Below are 17,010 nucleotides of genomic sequence, written 5' to 3' on the forward strand. Positions count from 1 at the left end.
TGCGGACCTGAGGAGAGGAACGCGTGGCACCGACGGTGGAACAGGCCTACGAACGCATGCCGGCCGTGGCCGTCGGCCGCCCTCCACGAGCGTGAACCCGGACGGCTGTGGCCCCGGTTGGCCTCCGCATTGCCCGGTGTGTGCGGCGGCGAGGCACTGATCCACAAGCTGGACGGCTGGAGCGAGAGCGCCGGCACCCTCGGCATGTCACCCGACGTCCACCCGAGTTCGACCGGCTCGGGGACGACGCGCTGGGTGTGCTGCGCTCGGGCTACCCCTTCGCGACGCACTACACGGCCGGCCCCGACCGGACACCCCGCACGGACGGCTGGCCGGGCGGCGAGCCCGGCCGCGCGGCTGCTGGGCGAGTTCCTGGACGTGGACAACGGGCCGGCGATCCCCCTGCCCGGGACGGCCGCCCCGATCACCGGCTGCCTCGTCCACCGCTCCGGCAAGGACTTCACCGACGGCCGTCTCCGGCTCGCGGAGCACGTCCAGCCGCTGCTGGCCGCGGTCGACCAGCAGCGGCAACTCCTGGAGCACTGGCACGGGTTGCCGCCGACGGAGGATCTTCAGGAGCGGGCGGCGCACTGCGCGCTCACGTCCCGCGAGACGTCCGTGCTGCTCCTGCTCACCGACGCCCTGACCGCGGCAGCCATCGCCCGTCGCCTCGGTATCTCCGCCCGCACGGCGCACAAGCACGTGGAGAACATCTGCCGCAAGCTCGGCATCCGCGACCGCATCAGCACGGTCCTGCGTACCCAACGCCTCGGTCTCCTCCCGCAGCCCCGGCCGGCACCCCCGGGCCGGCACAGGCACAGGCCTCAGTGCGCCAGGAACTCGTCCAGCCCGGTCAGCAGCCGGTCCACGTCCTCCGCGCTGTTGTAGGGGGCGAGGCCGATGCGCAGGCCGCCGGAGTCGCCGAGGCCGAGCCGGCGGGACGCCTCGATGGCGTAGAAGGACCCCGAGGGCGCGTGGACACCGTGCTCGGCGAGGAAGCGGTACGCGTCCGTCGTATCGGCGCCCTCAAGTGTCAGCAGGACGGTGGGAGTTCGGTCGGCCGCCCGGGAGTGGATCCGGACGCCGGGCAGCGAGGACAGGCCCTTGTCGATCTGCGTGCGCAGGGTGTGCTCGTGCCCTTCGAGCGCCGAGAACGCGGCGGACAGGCGCTGCCGCCGCGTGCCGTCGGCACTCGCGTCGAGTCCGGTGAGAAAGTCGACGGCCGCCCGGGTACCCGCAAGGAACTCGTAGGGCAGAGTGCCCAGTTCGAAGCGCTCGGGGACCGCGTCGGTGGACGGCAGGAGCTTGTCCGGACGCAGGGTTTCCAGCAACTCCGGGCGGGCCGCGAGGACTCCGTGGTGCGGGCCGAAGAACTTGTACGGCGAGCAGACGAAGAAGTCGGCACCGAGCCGCTCAACATCGACGAGCGCGTGGGCGGCGTAGTGGACGCCGTCGACGTACGTGAGCGCCCCCACACCATGTGCGAGAGCCGAGATCTCGGTGATGGCGGGGCGCGTGCCGATCAGGTTGGAGGCGGCGGTGACGGCGACGAGCCGGGTGCGCTCGGAGAGGACCGCGCGGATGTCGTCGGGCGTGAGTTCACCGGTGGAGGGGTCGAAGTCGGCCCACCGTACGACGGCTCCGGCCCGTTCGGCTGCCTGCGCCCAGGGCCGGATGTTGGCGTCGTGGTCGAGGCGCGTGACGATCACCTCGTCCCCGGGCGACCAGGTCCGGGCCAGGGTGCGGGAGAAATCGTAGGTGAGCTGGGTGGCGCTGCGGCCGAACACGACGCCCGCCGGATCGGCGCCCAGCAGGTCGGCCAGAGCGCGCCGAGCTTCGACCACGATGGTCTCGGCGTTGCGCTCGCCCGGCACCCCGTGCCCCCGGTTCGACAGGGGCTGGGCCAGGGCGTCGGCGATCGCCTGGATCACCGGCCGCGGGGTCTGGGTGCCGCCGGGACCGTCGAAGTGGGCGATGCCGGCACTCAGGGCGGGGAAGTGGGAGCGGAGGGCCGTGATGTCGTATGTCAAGGTGAAGCTCCTGTGGGTGCCGTGACCGTGCCTGCCTGAGGCAGCGTACGGCGAGTGCGCCTCAGCGGGTCAGGGCCGCCGCCCGCTGCCGCTCGCGATGGGCCCGCGCCGTCGTGATCAGCGTGTCGAGGGCCTCCCGGGTGCGGATGAGGTCGTCGATGCGCTCGGACAGACGGTCGCGTTCCTCCGCCATGCGCTCCAGCGCGGCGTCGGACGTCTGCTCGCTGGGCGCGTCGACGCAGGGCAGCAGTTCGGCGATGGTGCGGCTGGAGAGTCCCGCGGCGTACAACCGCTGGATGAACCGGACCCGTTCGACCTCTTCGTCGGTGTAGTGCCGCTGGCCGCTGGCGCTGCGCGTGCTGCTGAGCAGCCCCTGTTCCTCGTAATAGCGCAGGGACCGGACGCTGACTCCGGCCCGTGCCGCGAGTTCCCCGATCCGCACATCGCCTCCCGCCCGTGAGCCGCGACAGACCTTGCCTCTGACGTCCATGTCAGGTCTCAGCGTAGCCGGCTGAACCGCGCGCCTGCTTCCCGGGCACTTCGGGCGGAGAAAATTCACCTGACACACCGGGGCCGGGCTCGCTACAGTCGCCCGCGATGACGACTCATTCTGATCGCAGATCGGGGGTCCCGTCCGCGCAAGGTGTGTGCTGATGCCCGCTCACACCGCGAACGAGGATTCCCGCCTCTCCTTCTGGCTGCGCGTGCGCGAGTTCGCCGTGCCGCCCTCCATGATCGAGACCGCGACCGCCCGCCGCGGAGCCGGCGACTGGGCGGGGGCGTGCGCCGCCGCGGGCATCGACCTCGACCTCCATCCGCGTACCGTGGCGGCTGCGTACGGCCGTGAACTCGCGGACCGGGTGCGGGACGATCTCCGCGCCCTGGCTCCCGACCTGCTGCGCTGGCACATGCCGAGGATCGCTCCCGACGGGCTGCTGCGCCCGGGTCTGACGATCACCCTGGCCCGGTACGACACCGCCGAGCGTCCGCTCCACCTCGTGGCCCGGACTCCCCCGGCCTGGGCGGACGCGGGCCAGCGCATCAGTCTCGCGCTGTGGGACGGATCCGATGCCCACGCGGGCCGGTATCCGCACCCCCGCCCCAATCGGCGGTTCCGTCTCGACCTGCACCGTCACCTGTGGGACGCGCGCAGGGCCGGTGAGCTGCGGATCCGCTCCGGCGCCAGCGGCGACGGCTTCTCCATGACCGATCCGGAGCTGCTCGCGGCTGTCCCGCCGGGGTATCGCTGTGCCGTGGACCGGTGGGCGGCCGAGGCGGCCCTTCTGCTGCGGGCCGAGGAGCGGCGGGCGGGGACGGTGCTCGTACGACTCGGAGGGCGCCAACGCCTGTTCCTGGACCTCGGCGAAGGCACTCCGCCCGCCCCACGCCTCACGTCGGCGCCCCGAGGGGGTACGGACTCCGCGCTGCCGGTCCTGCCCAACGCGGCGACCTGGGTGCTGCCCGACCTGGAGCTGCTCCGCACCGGATCGATCGACGCCGGCCGGCTCCATCCGCTGGTCGCCTCCGCGCTCGTACCGGATCACGTGCCGACACGGACGGCACCCGTTCCCCAACGGGCCGGAGAACCGCGCCTCGTGGAGTGCCGGGGCGCGCGGCACCGGATCGGTCTGGTCGACGGGCGGCTGGCGCCGTTGGACCACGACCCGGCCGAGATCCGGCGCGAGGAGCTGCTGGTCGGGCTGACCGGTACGCCGCTTCCCTGTCTCCAGGCCATCGACGAGGCACATCGGCGTCCCGACTGCCTCTCCGGTGTCCGTGAACGCCTGGACCACGGCGACATCACGGGTGCGCTGGCCGTCGTGGAAGGGCTGCTCGGCCCCGAGGCGACGCTGTGCAACGGCGCCCTGCGGGACGAACTGGAGGCGGCCGCGCGACGGCGGATCGCGTACGGGCTGTTCAGGGCGGGACTGGCCGAACCGGTAACCCGCCGCGACCGCCCGGGTGCTGGACGCCCCCGGGACCATCGCCCGCACCCACGTCTCGCGACCGCCGCGCCGGCTCCCGCACGCCGACTTTAGGCACATCCGTCCCTTCGCCGCTCTCCCCGGCCGCCCTGGATGAACACTCACGTAACTCGCCATGACTCCTGCGCCCCAAAGGTGATCTCACATGCCCACAAGCACGCCGTACGCCGTCCCCGCGCCCTCCTCCTCTCAACTCGATGTTGCAGCCGAGCTGTTGACGCTCCTCCGCGACACCACCACCGAACCTCGCCCCGATGCACAGCTGGAGGCCCTGACCCTGGCCGTGGCCGCCGATCTGCCCGTCCTCCTGTGGGGTGAGCCGGGGATCGGCAAGACCGCCGCTCTGAACCAGCTCGCAGCGACCCTGGACCTGCCGCTCACCACGGTGATCGCCAGCGTCCACGAGCCGTCCGACTTCTCGGGCCTGCCCGTGATCGGGGACGATCCCGCCGAACACGGTGTCCCCATGGCCCCGCCGGACTGGGCGGTGCGCCTCGTCCGGGCAGGCAAGGGCCTGCTGTTCCTGGACGAGTTGTCCACCGCGCCGCCCGCGGTCCAGGCCGCGTTGCTCCGCCTCGTGCTCGAACGACGGATCGGCGCGCTCCGACTGCCGCCCGGAGTAAGGATCGTGGCCGCCGCGAACCCGCGTTCCTCGGCGGCCGACGGCTGGGAACTGAGCCCGCCTTTGGCCAACCGGTTCGTGCATCTCCAGTGGACCCACGACCACGACGTCGTCGTACGCGGGCTCGGCGGGATCTGGCCCCGGGCCACCCTGCCGGTGCTCGACCCGGACAAGCTCCCCACGGCCGTCGCCCTCGCCCGTCGCGCGGTGTGCGGGCTCCTGGCCGCCCGCCCCACCCTCGTGCACCGGCTGCCCAAGGGTGAGACCCATCGCGGCGGCGCCTGGCCCTCGCCGCGGAGCTGGGAGATGACCCTGTGCCTGATCGCCTTCGCGACCGCGGCCGGCTCCTCACGGGACGTACTCTCCTTGCTGGTCAGAGGCACGGTCGGGGACGGTCCCGGGCTGGAGCTGCTGGCGAGCATCAACCGGATGGACCTGCCGGACCCCGAGACACTGCTCGCCGACCCGGCCTCCGCCGAGCTGCCCGAACGCGGCGATCTGCGCCAGGCCGTCCTGGACGGTGTGGTGGACGCGGTCCGCAAGCGCCCCGACAGGTCCCGCTGGGACGCGGCCTGGGCGCTCCTGGTCCTGGCGGTGGAGACCGGCGCGCCGGACCTCGTGGTCGTACCCGCGACCACACTGGCGACGCTTCGCCAGGAGGGCTGGGACGTCCCGGCGTCGATCGAGCGACTGGCCGGAATGGTCTCCGTGTCCCGGCGGGCGGACCACGCGGCGACCCGGACCGCGGTCACCGCGAGGGCGGGCCGATGAGCACGGGCCGGCCGACGAACGCAGACGGCTCGACGAGCGCGGGCAGAGCGACGATCCCGGACGGACCGATGACGACCAGCGGAACCAGCGACACGACCGGAGCGCTGGATCTCGGCAAGCTGTACGCCGCCCGTCTGCACGCCGCCCGGGTCCGGCCCTATCTCGCGACGGCCCTCTTCGCGCTGCACACCGTGCAGTCGCTACAGGTGCCGACGATGGCCGTCGACCGGTACTGGCGGTGCTATGTCTCCCCGGCGTTCGTGGACCGGACGCCGGTGGAGGAGCTGGCCGGGGTGTGGGTGCACGAGGTGTCGCACCTGCTGCGCGACCACCACGGGCGCAGCGACCGGGTCGCGCGGGAGCGCGGACTGACCGGTCCGGCGGAACGGCTGCGGATGAACATCGCCGCGGACTGCGAGATCAACGACGACGTGTACGGCGACGGACTGGCCCGCCCCCAGGGCGTCGTCCAGCCGGGGACCCTGCACCTGCCCGAGGGCGAGCTGATGGAGGACTATCTGCGCCAGTTCCGGCTCGGCCCGCGCACGCAGTTCCTGGCCTGGCTGGACTGCGGCAGCGGGGCCGACGGACTGGACCGGGAGTGGGATCTGGGCCCGGACGGCGCGCACGGACTGAGCGAGCAGGAGCAGGACGCGGTCCGGTTCCGGGTGGCCCAGGGCATCAACGCACGTCCCGGACACGCCCCGAAGGGCTGGCGGCGGTGGGCGGAGGAGGTCTTCCATCCGCCGCAGCCATGGCGCGAGTTGCTGGGGGCGGCGATGCGCTCGGCGGTCTCCGGCGGCGGCACGGGCGAGGACTACACATACGGGCGGCCGGCGCGGCGCGCGGCCGGGGTACCGGGCGTCGTGCTGCCGAGCCTCAGGCGCAGGCCGCCGCGCGTCTCGGTCGTCATCGACACGTCCGGGTCGGTCAGTGACGCCGAACTGGGCAGCGCACTGTTGGAAGTTGCCGCGATCGTGCGGGCCCTGGGCGGCCGCCGGGACCTGGTCACGGTGCTGTCGTGCGACGCGTCGGCCGGTCTCGCCCACACGTTGTGCCGGGCCGAGGGCATACCGCTGATCGGTGGCGGCGGCACGGATCTGCGCTCGGGTTTCGCGAAGGCGCTCCGGTCCGGGCCCGGGCCGGACGTCATCGTGGCCCTGACCGACGGACAGACCCCCTGGCCGAGCACCCGGCCGCCGTGCCGGACGGTGGTGGGTCTCTTCCCGCGGCGGGCGACGGGGTCGTGGAGCGAGGACGACCCGGAGTACGTGCCCGACGCGCCGCCCGAGTGGGCCCGCGTGGTCACCATCGGCACTTCGTGACGCACGCGTCGTGGATCCGAGCTTCATGACGCCGCGCGACCGAAAATGCGTCGACAGGGCCTCACCACGCCCGACAGAGTGGCCCCTCGTGACGAGCAGCGAGCTGTGGACCCGTGCGAACGCCGAGCGCTACGACGCCGAAGAGACCGACATGTCCTCGTCCTCCGTACTCGGACCGACGCTGGGCTTCCTCGCCGAACTGACGGGAGACGGACGGGCGTTGGAGTTCGCGATCGGAACCGGACGGGTCGGGGTCCCGCTCCGGGAACGCGGTGTGCCGGTGGTGGGCATCGAACTGTCCGAGCCGATGGTGGCGGTTCTGCGGCGCAAGATCGACGAGGACATGCTCCCGGTGACCGTCGGGGACATGGCCACGACGACGGTCCCCGGCGAGTTCACCCTGGTCTACCTCGTCTACAACACCATCTCGAACCTCCTCACGCAGGACGAGCAGGTCGAGTGCTTCCGCAACGCCGCATGTCATCTGGCGCCCGGTGGCCGATTCGTCATCGAGCTGGGTGTGCCCCCGCTGCGGTTCCTGCCGCCCGGGCAGGTCGCCGTGCCGTTCGACGTCTCCGCGAGGCATCTCGGTTTCGACACCTTCGACCTGGTCGAACAGATCCTCGTCTCGCACCACTTCACCCGCGACGGCGACGGCGGCGCCTACCGCCGCGACAACTCGCGGCACCGGTACGCCTGGCCGGCGGAGCTCGACCTGATGGCACGGATCGCGGGCCTCGAACTGGAACGACGTCTCGCGGACTGGGACGGATCACCGTTCACCCAGGACTCCCCGAAACACATCTCCGTGTGGCGCAAGCCCGCCTGAGCAGGAGTCAGCCGGTCATGGGACTCAGCGGAGTCCGCCCCGTCGGCCCAGAATCGGTGTCCACGCCCAGGGAGGACTGAACGGGCCTTCGCCGGGTGAGTGTCCAACTGCGTGACAACGCCGACGGACAGTGGCGGACGAGGCCGAACGTTTCCGGACCACCAGTGCAGGTGAGAGCCACACCAATCCCCAGGGCAACGCCCCCCGCCCAAGTCGGTCCGGGACGAAGAACCCATCGGACTCCGGGCGGCGGGCTCGCCCGCGGTTCGGCTTCCAGCGGACGCTGCGGAGTCCTTGCGGACAGATGAGCTGCCGTGCATCCCAGTCGAGGGTCGCCTCCCCACGCCGAACGGCGCCATCATCGCGCGCCGGGTAGATCCCCGGCAGACGTCCGCCGAATTCGCCGACGGCGTCCTCGGCGGGACGCCATCCGTTATCGCCCATCACGTCGGACGGCTTGCCGATCGCGGTGCACCTCTTCCCGGTCACGGAGAGTCTCCGTGGTCGAGTGGCCCGTGCCGCCGGGGGGCTCGCCCGGCTCCAGCGGCAGTGACCAGGCAGCCCCCTGGCTGACGGCAAGTCAGGTAAGACCTACGGAACGGCTCTGCGAGCCCCTGCTTCAGCGGTGTGTGCCGCGTCACGCACCCCAAAGGATGCCTAAGTTGCCGGCATCACAGCGGAAATGTCCATTTGGCGTCCATGCTCGAACGGGTTCCGACTCCCGAAGTCGAGCCGATCGGCAACCTCTTGGGTGCGAAGTTCCAAAGTGACCCATGACACATCACTCGTGGCATTCCCGCTTTTTCCCCTGGAAAGGTGCCCCATCATGGCCGCTTACCTCTGTCCTCCCGCCGTGATACACGGCGAACACGCCGTCGAGACCAGCCAGATCGTGTCGGAGGTGCACGACCGGCATCCGCACGCGGCGTGGGCGCCGCGGATCGACGGCATCGCGGCCAGCACGGGCATCGAGACCCGCGGGTGGATGCTGCCGCTGGAGGCTGCTGTCGCGCCCGGCAACGGCGGCCTACGGGCTCTCGGTATCGGGTCGGCCCAAGAGGCGTTGGCACGCGGCGGGTTCACCCAGCAGGACGTGGACCGCGTGATCGCCGCACTTGAGGCGATACCCGCGCCGCAGACCGTCCAGGAGCGCACCGCGCCGGCGTGGGAGGCCGTGCAGTCCTACGGGGAGCGTGCGGCGCGCGGGGCCCTGCAGATCGCCGGGCTGGACGCCGCAGACATCGACTGCCTGATCACCAGCCACTCCACCACCCCGGCGCTGCCGGGTCTGGACATCGCCCTGGCCAACAAGCTTCCGCTCCGCAACGACGTGATGCTGCTGCCGGCCACGCAGTGGGCCTGTGTCGCGGGGACCCGCTCACTGGCGCTGGCGGCGGATCTCGTGGCCGCGGACCCCGACCGCGTGGTCCTGGTGGTGATCGCGGAGGCGCTGAGCACGACCTACCAGCCTGCGGACGACACTCTCGAGTCCCTGATCGTCCGGTTGCTGTTCGCGGACACCTCGGTCGCCGCGGTGGTCACGGGCCGCCCGCGGCGCGAGTCGGTGCTGCGGCTGGACGCCGCCTGGCACCACACCCTGCCCGGCACCCAAGACCTGCACCGCTTGGACACGCGGGCGGACGGCACCCATTTCGTGATGGACCGGCGCGGGCCGCGCGCCGTACAGGAGACGGTCACCGCGATGTGGGAGTGGCTGCGCGTCCGTTACCAGGACGACCCCGACTCCTGGCACCCCGACGTGCTGCTGGCGCACCCCGGCGGGACCCGGGTACTGGAGTACATGGAGCAGACGATGCCCGACGCATGGCCGTCGGGGCTGCTGGACTACAGCCGGGACAGCTACACCAGCGGCAACCGCGGAGGCGCCGCCGTGTTCGACATCATGCGGCGGGCGCACGACGCCGGGCAGAAGCCAGGCAGTCGCGCCGTCCTGTACGCGGCGGCACCCGGCCTCACCGCCACCGCCCTGGAAGGGGAATGGCTGTAGTGCGAGCCGGCGCCACCCGTACCAGCAAAGGGCCGTCCGCGTAACCGGTCACGCCACCGGCACCGTCCGTACCGTCGGTGGCGCCGGGTGACGCGTACGCCGCCCGTACCCTCACCGCGCTCCCACACGCCGGCCGCGCCCCCGCCCCGCAGCCGCGTCACCTCGCGACTTCCGCCCACACCACCTTGCCGGTGTCCGTCCACCGCACCCCCCACCGGCTGGTGAGCCTGTGCACGATGTGCAGGCCACGACCGCCGTCGTCGAGGAGGCCGCCACGCCTCAGACGTGGCCTGCCGTTGCCGGTGTCGCCCACCTCGCACAGCAGGCCGTGACCGGTCCTGATCAGCCGTACCGTGATGGGACCGGCGGCAAAGCGCACCACGTTCGTGACCAGCTCGCTGACCAGCAGCAGCACGTTGTCCCGGGTGTCGTCCCTGGTGCGCCATCGCCGCAGCAGCGCGGAGACCTGCGCGCGGGCACGGGCGGGGGCGTCGTCGCGGGCGGGCAGCCGCCAGGTCGCGGTGTCCCCCTTGCGGTAGCCGATCATCCGCGCGAGCAGCAGAGTCACGTCGTCGCGCTGGCGCACGGGTGCAAGCGCGGAGACGACGTGCCATGCGGCCTGCTGCAGGGCGTCCCAGGGGTGCACCGTGGACACGGCGTCCGCCAGCCTGCCGATGCCCTCGTCGATCGACACGGCCGGATCCTCCACCAGGCCGTCGGTGTAGAGGGCGAGCAGGGAGCCTGGGGGCGCTCCGAACGTGTGCACGTCGAACGGCTCGCGCAGCGCGAACTCGGCGCCCAGGCCGGGGTGAGGTCGGACCGCGAGCGGGCCCGCGTGCCCGTCCGGGGAGACCAGGACCGGGGGGAGGTGGCCGGCGCTGGACAGCGTCACGTGGTGGCTGACCGGGTCGTAGAGGGCGATGCAGCAGGTCGACCCGAGGGCGCTGTAGCCGGCCGTCAGCCCGGACTCCGCGTCGTCCAGCAGCGTCACGGTCTCGTCCAGGTGCTCCAGCACCTCGTCGGGCGCCAGCCCCGCGGACAGCAGCGCGCGGGCCTCCATGCTCAGCTGGCCCATGGTTGCCGCGGCTCCCAGGCCGTGCCCGACGACGTCACCGACCACCAGCGCGGTACGGCCGTCCGGCAGCGGAAAGCTGTTCACCCAGTCGCCGCCGACGCCCGCGCTGTCGGGCGTGGCGGGCTGGTAGACGCTGTCGATCTCGATGGTGGCGCCATCGCTCCGCGGCAGCAGCCGGCGCTGCAACGCCAGCACCTGCGTGTGCTCGCGCTGGTGCTGACGGGCCAGGTCGACGTGATGGGCGGTCCTGGCCACCAGTTCCTGCAGGTCGAACAGCTCGCTGTCGCGGAAGGGGCAGTCCGCCCGCCGCCAGACCTCCGCCACGCCCAGCACGACGGGCGGCGCGCGGTCCAGGACCAGCGGTATGCACACCACACCCGCGGACCGGTCACCGGGCACCAGGGCCCGCATCACTCGCGGACTGCCGAGTACCCGCTCGACGGCCTCCCGGTCGGGTATGACGATGGCCTGCGGGGCGTCGTCCCGCCGTATCGCCTGCGTCAGCAGGCGACTCGCGTCGCTGGGAAGATCGTCACCCGGAGTCACGTAGCCCTCGGGCCACGCCCGGTCCGGCACCAGGGCCGCCCGCCGAAGCCGGATGCGCCCCTGCCCGGTGACTCCCTCACCCGTCCACACGGCGAAGTCGAGGTCGACGGCGGCCACGTCTCCCCAGGCCAGCAGGGACTGCGCCAGCGACTGTGCGGTGTCGCCGATGTCCAGCGAGGTGCCGATCGCGGTCTCGGCGGCGTACAGGTGCAGCCTCTTGGCCATGGCGATCACGGAGACGGTCAGGCCCTCCTGAGGCACCGCGGCGGGCAGGATGCTCAGCGAGACCACCAGCTCCGACCCGTCGCCACGCCGCAGGCGCTGGATCCGGGCGACGTGCGCCTCACCGGTCTCCAGGACCTGCCGCAACCGCCGTGTGACCGTCGGTACGTCCCCGGGGGGCAGGAGATCGACGAAGGGACTCCCGGTCACGGCGTCCAGACCCGCGAAAACGGGGGCGTCCAGATTGCAGCGAGTGATTCTCAGATCCCTGTCCAGTTTGATCGCGCCGAGAATCTGATCCTGGCGGCCGGCTGCCGGGGTGTCGGGTACGCGTTGGCGGGTGGTGTGGTCGCCCTGCGCATCGGCAGGACCGGCGGCCGCTGCCGCTCCTCCGCGTGGGATGTAGCGCTCGAGGGCGCTGCTGACCAGGTCGAACGGCGAAGAGGACGAGGGAGAGGGTGTGGAGTCCATGCGGCTCCCTCAGCAGTCCCCGGCGCAGCGCCGGGGCCGTACTCGGACCCGTGCGACGGGGCCCCGAGAGCCCTGACCGCACACCTCATTGAATAACACCGGGGGTCGCTTCGCCCACACCAGCGAATCGCCCGGTGAACGCGGACTGTGGGGGAATGCCGCGGCCGGTGGGCCGGTGCTGGGCGGGAACACAGGGCGTCCGCACCGTTACCGTCTCGCCCTGCCCTCGGTCCCGCTCAGGGCGTCAGGCGGACGGGCCGGGGCAGCGCGGGGCTGCGTCAGTGCAGATCACCACGTCATGGCGCCGATCGCCCGGCACAGCAGCACGCGCCCGGACCCCCATCAGAGCCGACGGTGCTGACGTCCAGTGGTCCTGCCGCTCGGAACAGGGACGCTGTCTGCATGCCGAAGACGCCGGTACCCAGGGCGGGGCCGGTGCCGACGAGCTGCTGATCGGCCAGTGGACTGGCCTCCCCAGCATCCTCGACCCCTGCAAGCCCTGCGTGCGACAGCTTCGCCCGCTCCGCATCAGCCTCCGCCGCGCAGGAAGCCGTCGGTGCGGGACGTGACCAGCTGGATCACCCACCACCCCGACAGCCTCGACGACGACCGGGCCCAGCAGCTCAAACAGAGCCTGACCTGCTGCCCTGAACTCGATCGCGCCGCCGAACACGTCCGGGCCTTCGCTGAGTTGATGGACAATCGCCGCGGTAGGCACCTCGACGGCTGGATTGTCCGCGTCCAGGACGACGACATCCCCGCTCTGAGTCCTGTTCGTGTCCGCCGAACTCCGTAAAGACAACTGCCCTACCGCATATGGCGGCACCCGTGTCCACAGTTGCAGATCGTGTTGGTTACGCGTGGATTTGACCCGGCAGCCAGGGTGGTCGTCGACAAGGAGGGTATCCGCCTGGTCGGCCTCGATGCGCTTGTTCGCTGTTCTGGGATACGTATCCCCATCTGCTGCTACAGACGGCTTGTCCGCCTTGCCACGAAGACACCGTCTGAGCCCGGCAGTAGAGATCAAGGCGCTGCTCAGCCACTCACAGACAAGAGAACGGCAAGAACGTGCCGACCTGGCGGAACATTCCACCTGCGTCTTACCGGAATTTTCAGGTTCTCTGGAGGCATTCATGCTCAACTGCAGTGGCGCGCACCCGGAAAAGGACAAGTCTGGGCATATGAGATCCGTTCTGCGAGGTGTTTCCCTTCCCTCGCGCGAGTAGTCGTCTGCCCTCGGGAGTCGCAATGAGTATGAGTCTTGGCAGCCGAACTGCCCGTGCGGTGGCCGCCGGCGCCGTGTCCGTCGCGCTGCTGTCGGCAGGTTCGGCCGGGGCCTTCGCGGCGAGTCCGACACTCAGCCCCAAGCCCACGATGACGCACAGCGCCACTTCCAAGCCCGCCTCGATCACGGTCAAGGCCCACCCGACCACCGTGAAGGCCGGCGAGAAGGTCAGGTTCACCGGGCACACCATGGGCATCAGGACGGGAGCCTCGGTGGTCCTGCAACAGGAGAAGAACGGCGCATGGCACAACCTCCATGTCAGGGCCGCCGTGAAGAAGGCCAACGCCTTCTCGCTCACGGACAGGCCCACGGCCAAGGGCACCCAGCACTTCCGGGTGTCGCACGGGTCCACGCATTCACCAACCGTGAACGTGACGGTGCAGTGAGGAATCATCTGCGCCGTTCATAGCCCCCGTTGGACGAGGAACAGGGCCTCTCGTCCGACGGGCGGTCGCACCCTGGCCCGGAATCGGCGTCACGGGTCTGAGCGGGCCAGGTGCGGCCATGTCCCACGCCGTCCCGACCTGCCGTCTGCCGGCGAGAGGGCTGGACGGGGGGGCACGCCGCAGTCCGTCCACCACACCGTCGCCTCGATCTGGGGTCGGCCGGGCATGTCACCACGGACCTCCTTCGCGTGGCGCTCGTCACTCGGGAACGCGTTTCGGTCACCGTTCGTCTACAGTCAAGTAGACGGTCCACCTTCCGGTAGCCGGTTCGCCGTCGGCGGGCCGGCCGACGGCGTGCTCGGGGGCTACGACCCGGTGGCCGCCCCAGTCGTTCATCGCGAGTACGGCCTCGGCTGAAGGGCCGACGGAGGATCATGCAGCCAAAGATCCTGATTGTCGAGGACGATCACGCCCTGCGGGACGTGTTGCGGCGAGGCCTGCAGGACGAGGAGTTCGAGCCGGTCCTCGCCACCGACGGCGCCACCGCGCTGCGACTGGCGACCGCCGGCATCGCGGCGGCCGTGCTGGATGTCGGCCTGCCCGACTCGGACGGGCGGGACGTCTGCCAGGCGATGCGCGCCAACGGCTTCCTCGCCCCCGTGATCTTCCTGACCGCCCGGCACCAGCTCACCGACCGCCTCTCCGGTTTCTCGGCCGGGGGCGACGACTACCTGTCCAAGCCCTTCCACCTCACCGAACTCGCCGCCAGGCTGCGCGCCGCGCTCAGACGGGTCACCCCCCGCCCCAGCGCCACCACCGGTGATCTGGTCCTGGACGCGGTGGATCACAGCGCGACCGTGCACGGTGTGCGCGTCGACCTCTCCCCCACGGAGTTCCGGCTGCTGGCCACACTCGTTGCCGCGGACGGCACTCTCGTACGCCGCCGTGACCTGGTACGGGCCGGCTGGCCCGAGGGCGCGCAAGTCAGCGACAACACCCTGGACCAGTATCTGAGCCGACTGCGCCGCAAGCTGCGCGAGGCGAGGAGCCGTCTGACGATCGACACGGCGCGAGGTGTCGGACACCGCCTGTCATGAGCTATTCCTTCCGCAGCTTTCGTCGCCTGGTCCCACGCACCCTTCGCGGTCGGCTCTCCCTCGTGGCGCTTGCCACCGCCGCGCTGCTGATGACAGTCCTGACCGTGGCGTTCAACGTCGTGATGGACGAGCAACTGCAACACCAGGCGGACGACGAACTGCGCAACCGAGCGGCAGCGGTGACCACGACCGTCGACACCAGCGGTCCCCGGGTACGCGTCCTGGAAACCGCCAATGACCGCCTCCTCGACGCGAACGTGTGGATCTACGCCGGCGCCCACCTGATGGAAAAGCCGCCGTCCACCACCGCCGGGAACCCGCTGACCCAAGCCGCGGACCAACTGGCCGTACGGCGAAAGCACGCCTGCGCGACCGTCGACGGCCACCGCCCCATCCGGCTCTGCTCCCAGCCGATCCCGGACCGCGACCCCGTCGCCACGGTTGTCACCGCCCTGGATCTGGCTCCGTACCGCAGTTCGGCCGGCACCCTGTTGCAGGGGTCGCTCGTCCTGGACGCCGTGATGCTCGGATGCACATACGTTCTCACGCGCCTGTCCGTCGGCCGGGCACTGCGACCGGTGCGGACGATGACCGACCAGGCGACACAGTGGAGCGCCGTCGGCTCCGACGACCGTTTCGGTACGGAGGATCACCCGGTCGAACTCGCCCGTCTGGGTGGCTCACTGGACGCGCTTCTCGATCGCATACGCACTGTGCTGCGCCACGAACAGCAGCTGACGGGAGAGCTCTCCCACGAACTGCGCACGCCGCTCACCCGGATCATCATGGAACTCGACTGGTGGCGGGCCCGCCCGCGCACGGACGCCCAGACCCGCGCCACGCAAGAGGTCATCGCCGAGGCCGCGCAGTCCATGCGCACGATCTGCGACACGCTCCTCGACGACGCCCGCGAGAACGCCCGCGAGAACGCGCTGAATCCGGCGACGGCGCCGGCGACGACCGACGTCGTACCCGTACTCGGCCGCCTGCTCCAGCACGTCGCCCCACCGGATCGGGTGAAGGCCACGGTGGAGACGAACGCGCGAGTGCTGGAGGTGGGGGTCGCGCCGGCTCTCCTCGAGCGCATCGTCAGCCCTCTGCTCGCCAACGCCGTCCGCTATGCCGGCTCCAGTGTGACCGTGTCCGCCCGGCGGCTGCCCAGTGCCGTGCGGATCGATGTCGTCGACGACGGCCCCGGTGTGCCTGACGCGTTCGTGGACGAGTTGTTCCAGCCCGGCCGACGTGCCGACACCGGGGACGGGCACGACGGCGCAGGCCTCGGGCTGCCTCTTGCGCGGCGTCTGGCCCGCGCCGTCGGCGGTGAGGTCTCTTACGACCCCGGACACGCGCCCGGGGCCAGGTTTACAGTCAGCCTCCCTGCCGGGTGACCGACTCCCGCTCCTCCCGTGCGCGCCTGACAACGGTCCGGCGCTCCTGCACCTGCGCATAGGCCATCAGGCCGAACAGGACTACGAGCAGGACAGTGGACGAACCCACGGTGCCGAGATCCAGACCGCCCTTGGCGGCCGGCTTGGTGAGGAAGTCGCCCGCAGTGGCGCCCAGCGGGCGGGTGAGGACGAAGGCGATCCAGAACAGCAGCACGTTCGGCACCACCGGCACCTTCATCAGCGCCACGAGTACGACGAGCACCCCGGTGACGAGCAGCGCACCACCGGCATAGCCGAGGCCGGAGCTGTCGGACAGGAAGTCGCCCATCGAGGTGCCGAGAGTGTTCGACACGAGGATCGCCGACCAGAACAGGACCTCGCCCTTGAAGGTCACGATCTCGCGGATCTGGAAGGTCATCCCGGTCAGCTTCCAGGTGCCGAAGATCACCACGAGGATAGAGATGAGGATCGCCGCCCCGGCCGGGTAGCCCAGGCCAAGGCCCTGCGGGCCCCAACCCAGCTTCGTCGCGCCGTTCGAGAGGTACTTGGCGCTGGCGTCCCGGTTCATGAAGTCGGACATCGTGGTGCCGGCCATGCTGGTCGACAGGATCACGGTCCAGTAGAAGAACGGGTTGTAGCGGCTCGACCGCAACTGCACCACCAACGTCACCACGAAGATCACGAACAGTGCGATCGTGGTGAGGAAGTAGCCCAGCTTCAGGGTCTGTGCGAAGAGGTCGCCCGCCGTCTCGCCCAGGGTCGTCGCGGCGATCTTCATGATCCAGAACGCCAGGGTGACCTCGGGCAGCTTCTTCATCACCGACTTGGTCGTACTCGACGTGCTCGACCCGTCGAGGTCGGTGAGGACCTCCGATTTCTCCAATTCAGTTTCTCCTGTCCGGTCGAACGACAGGGCGCTCGCCCCCGGAAGCGGGACGAGCGCCCTGTGACGGCCACCGACGGCTGCCGA

Annotated in this window: 14 protein-coding genes; 10 read left to right on the forward strand and 4 right to left on the reverse strand. The window is 70.9% G+C overall.

The window, feature by feature from the left end:
* Positions 1-117: 117 nt before the first annotated feature.
* Positions 118-888 (forward strand): helix-turn-helix transcriptional regulator, encoded by a 771-nt coding sequence (locus IEZ19_RS09125; protein WP_229840107.1) that lies wholly within the window; start codon positions 118-120, stop codon positions 886-888.
* On the opposite strand, the gene IEZ19_RS09130 is transcribed toward IEZ19_RS09125, so the two are convergent.
* Both IEZ19_RS09130 and IEZ19_RS09135 read right to left on the reverse strand, forming a co-directional pair.
* The gene (locus IEZ19_RS09130; RefSeq protein ID WP_189310573.1) at positions 825-2,030 is read right to left on the reverse strand and encodes a cysteine desulfurase-like protein; all 1,206 of its coding nucleotides are present in this window, start codon (positions 2,028-2,030) and stop codon (positions 825-827) included. The genes IEZ19_RS09125 and IEZ19_RS09130 overlap by 64 nt on opposite strands.
* Before the next feature lie 61 nt (positions 2,031-2,091).
* The gene (locus tag IEZ19_RS09135) at positions 2,092-2,472 is read right to left on the reverse strand and encodes a MerR family transcriptional regulator (protein ID WP_189310639.1); all 381 of its coding nucleotides are present in this window, start codon (positions 2,470-2,472) and stop codon (positions 2,092-2,094) included.
* Between the two features lie 211 nt (positions 2,473-2,683).
* Between IEZ19_RS09135 and IEZ19_RS09140 the strand changes: the two genes are divergently transcribed.
* The 5 genes from IEZ19_RS09140 to IEZ19_RS09160 all read left to right on the forward strand — a co-directional run bounded on the left by IEZ19_RS09140 (position 2,684) and on the right by IEZ19_RS09160 (position 9,570).
* Positions 2,684-4,069, forward strand: coding sequence for a hypothetical protein (locus IEZ19_RS09140; RefSeq protein ID WP_229840109.1), 1,386 nt, complete (start codon positions 2,684-2,686; stop codon positions 4,067-4,069).
* A 91-nt stretch (positions 4,070-4,160) separates the two neighbouring features.
* A complete protein-coding gene (locus IEZ19_RS09145; RefSeq protein WP_189310574.1) occupies positions 4,161-5,408 on the forward strand; it encodes an AAA family ATPase in 1,248 nt (415 codons plus the stop codon).
* Between the two features lie 68 nt (positions 5,409-5,476).
* The gene (locus tag IEZ19_RS09150) at positions 5,477-6,733 is read left to right on the forward strand and encodes a vWA domain-containing protein (RefSeq protein WP_229840111.1); all 1,257 of its coding nucleotides are present in this window, start codon (positions 5,477-5,479) and stop codon (positions 6,731-6,733) included.
* An 88-nt stretch (positions 6,734-6,821) separates the two neighbouring features.
* Positions 6,822-7,562 carry a class I SAM-dependent DNA methyltransferase gene (locus tag IEZ19_RS09155; protein WP_189310576.1) on the forward strand — a complete coding sequence of 247 codons (741 nt, stop codon included), beginning with the start codon at positions 6,822-6,824 and terminating at the stop codon, positions 7,560-7,562.
* 826 nt (positions 7,563-8,388) lie between these two features.
* Positions 8,389-9,570 (forward strand): beta-ketoacyl-[acyl-carrier-protein] synthase family protein, encoded by a 1,182-nt coding sequence (locus IEZ19_RS09160; RefSeq protein WP_189310577.1) that lies wholly within the window; start codon positions 8,389-8,391, stop codon positions 9,568-9,570.
* 157 nt (positions 9,571-9,727) lie between these two features.
* Here the strand turns inward: IEZ19_RS09160 and IEZ19_RS09165 are convergent, their stop codons facing one another.
* Positions 9,728-11,884 (reverse strand): ATP-binding SpoIIE family protein phosphatase, encoded by a 2,157-nt coding sequence (locus tag IEZ19_RS09165; RefSeq protein ID WP_189310578.1) that lies wholly within the window; start codon positions 11,882-11,884, stop codon positions 9,728-9,730.
* Positions 11,885-12,440: 556 nt separating this feature from the next.
* Between IEZ19_RS09165 and IEZ19_RS09170 the strand changes: the two genes are divergently transcribed.
* The 4 genes from IEZ19_RS09170 to IEZ19_RS09185 all read left to right on the forward strand — a co-directional run bounded on the left by IEZ19_RS09170 (position 12,441) and on the right by IEZ19_RS09185 (position 16,040).
* Positions 12,441-12,680 (forward strand): hypothetical protein, encoded by a 240-nt coding sequence (locus IEZ19_RS09170; protein WP_189310579.1) that lies wholly within the window; start codon positions 12,441-12,443, stop codon positions 12,678-12,680.
* Between the two features lie 452 nt (positions 12,681-13,132).
* On the forward strand, positions 13,133-13,555 hold the full coding sequence (locus IEZ19_RS09175; RefSeq protein WP_189310580.1) for a hypothetical protein: 423 nt from the start codon (positions 13,133-13,135) through the stop codon (positions 13,553-13,555).
* A gap of 434 nt (positions 13,556-13,989) precedes the next feature.
* A complete protein-coding gene (locus tag IEZ19_RS09180) occupies positions 13,990-14,652 on the forward strand; it encodes a response regulator transcription factor (protein WP_189310581.1) in 663 nt (220 codons plus the stop codon).
* Positions 14,649-16,040: a sensor histidine kinase gene (locus IEZ19_RS09185; protein ID WP_189310582.1), complete on the forward strand. Its 1,392-nt coding sequence runs from the start codon at positions 14,649-14,651 to the stop codon at positions 16,038-16,040. Before IEZ19_RS09180 ends, IEZ19_RS09185 begins: the two co-directional genes overlap by 4 nt.
* Here the strand turns inward: IEZ19_RS09185 and IEZ19_RS09190 are convergent.
* Positions 16,021-16,923, reverse strand: coding sequence for a COG4705 family protein (locus tag IEZ19_RS09190; RefSeq protein ID WP_229840113.1), 903 nt, complete (start codon positions 16,921-16,923; stop codon positions 16,021-16,023). The two genes, IEZ19_RS09185 and IEZ19_RS09190, sit on opposite strands and share 20 nt — an antisense overlap.
* Positions 16,924-17,010 lie beyond the last annotated feature (87 nt).

Source organism: Streptomyces brasiliensis (assembly GCF_014647875.1).
Classification (GTDB): Bacteria; Actinomycetota; Actinomycetes; order Streptomycetales; family Streptomycetaceae; genus Streptomyces; species Streptomyces brasiliensis.

Coding starts and splice junctions, on each gene's coding strand:
- IEZ19_RS09140 (WP_229840109.1), top strand. CDS start 2,684: ATGCCCGCTCACACCGCGAACGAGGATTCCCGCCTCTCCTTCTGGCTG.
- IEZ19_RS09145 (WP_189310574.1), top strand. CDS start 4,161: ATGCCCACAAGCACGCCGTACGCCGTCCCCGCGCCCTCCTCCTCTCAA.
- IEZ19_RS09150 (WP_229840111.1), top strand. CDS start 5,477: ATGACGACCAGCGGAACCAGCGACACGACCGGAGCGCTGGATCTCGGC.
- IEZ19_RS09160 (WP_189310577.1), top strand. CDS start 8,389: ATGGCCGCTTACCTCTGTCCTCCCGCCGTGATACACGGCGAACACGCC.
- IEZ19_RS09165 (WP_189310578.1), bottom strand. CDS start 11,884: ATGGACTCCACACCCTCTCCCTCGTCCTCTTCGCCGTTCGACCTGGTC.
- IEZ19_RS09175 (WP_189310580.1), top strand. CDS start 13,133: ATGAGTATGAGTCTTGGCAGCCGAACTGCCCGTGCGGTGGCCGCCGGC.
- IEZ19_RS09180 (WP_189310581.1), top strand. CDS start 13,990: ATGCAGCCAAAGATCCTGATTGTCGAGGACGATCACGCCCTGCGGGAC.
- IEZ19_RS09185 (WP_189310582.1), top strand. CDS start 14,649: ATGAGCTATTCCTTCCGCAGCTTTCGTCGCCTGGTCCCACGCACCCTT.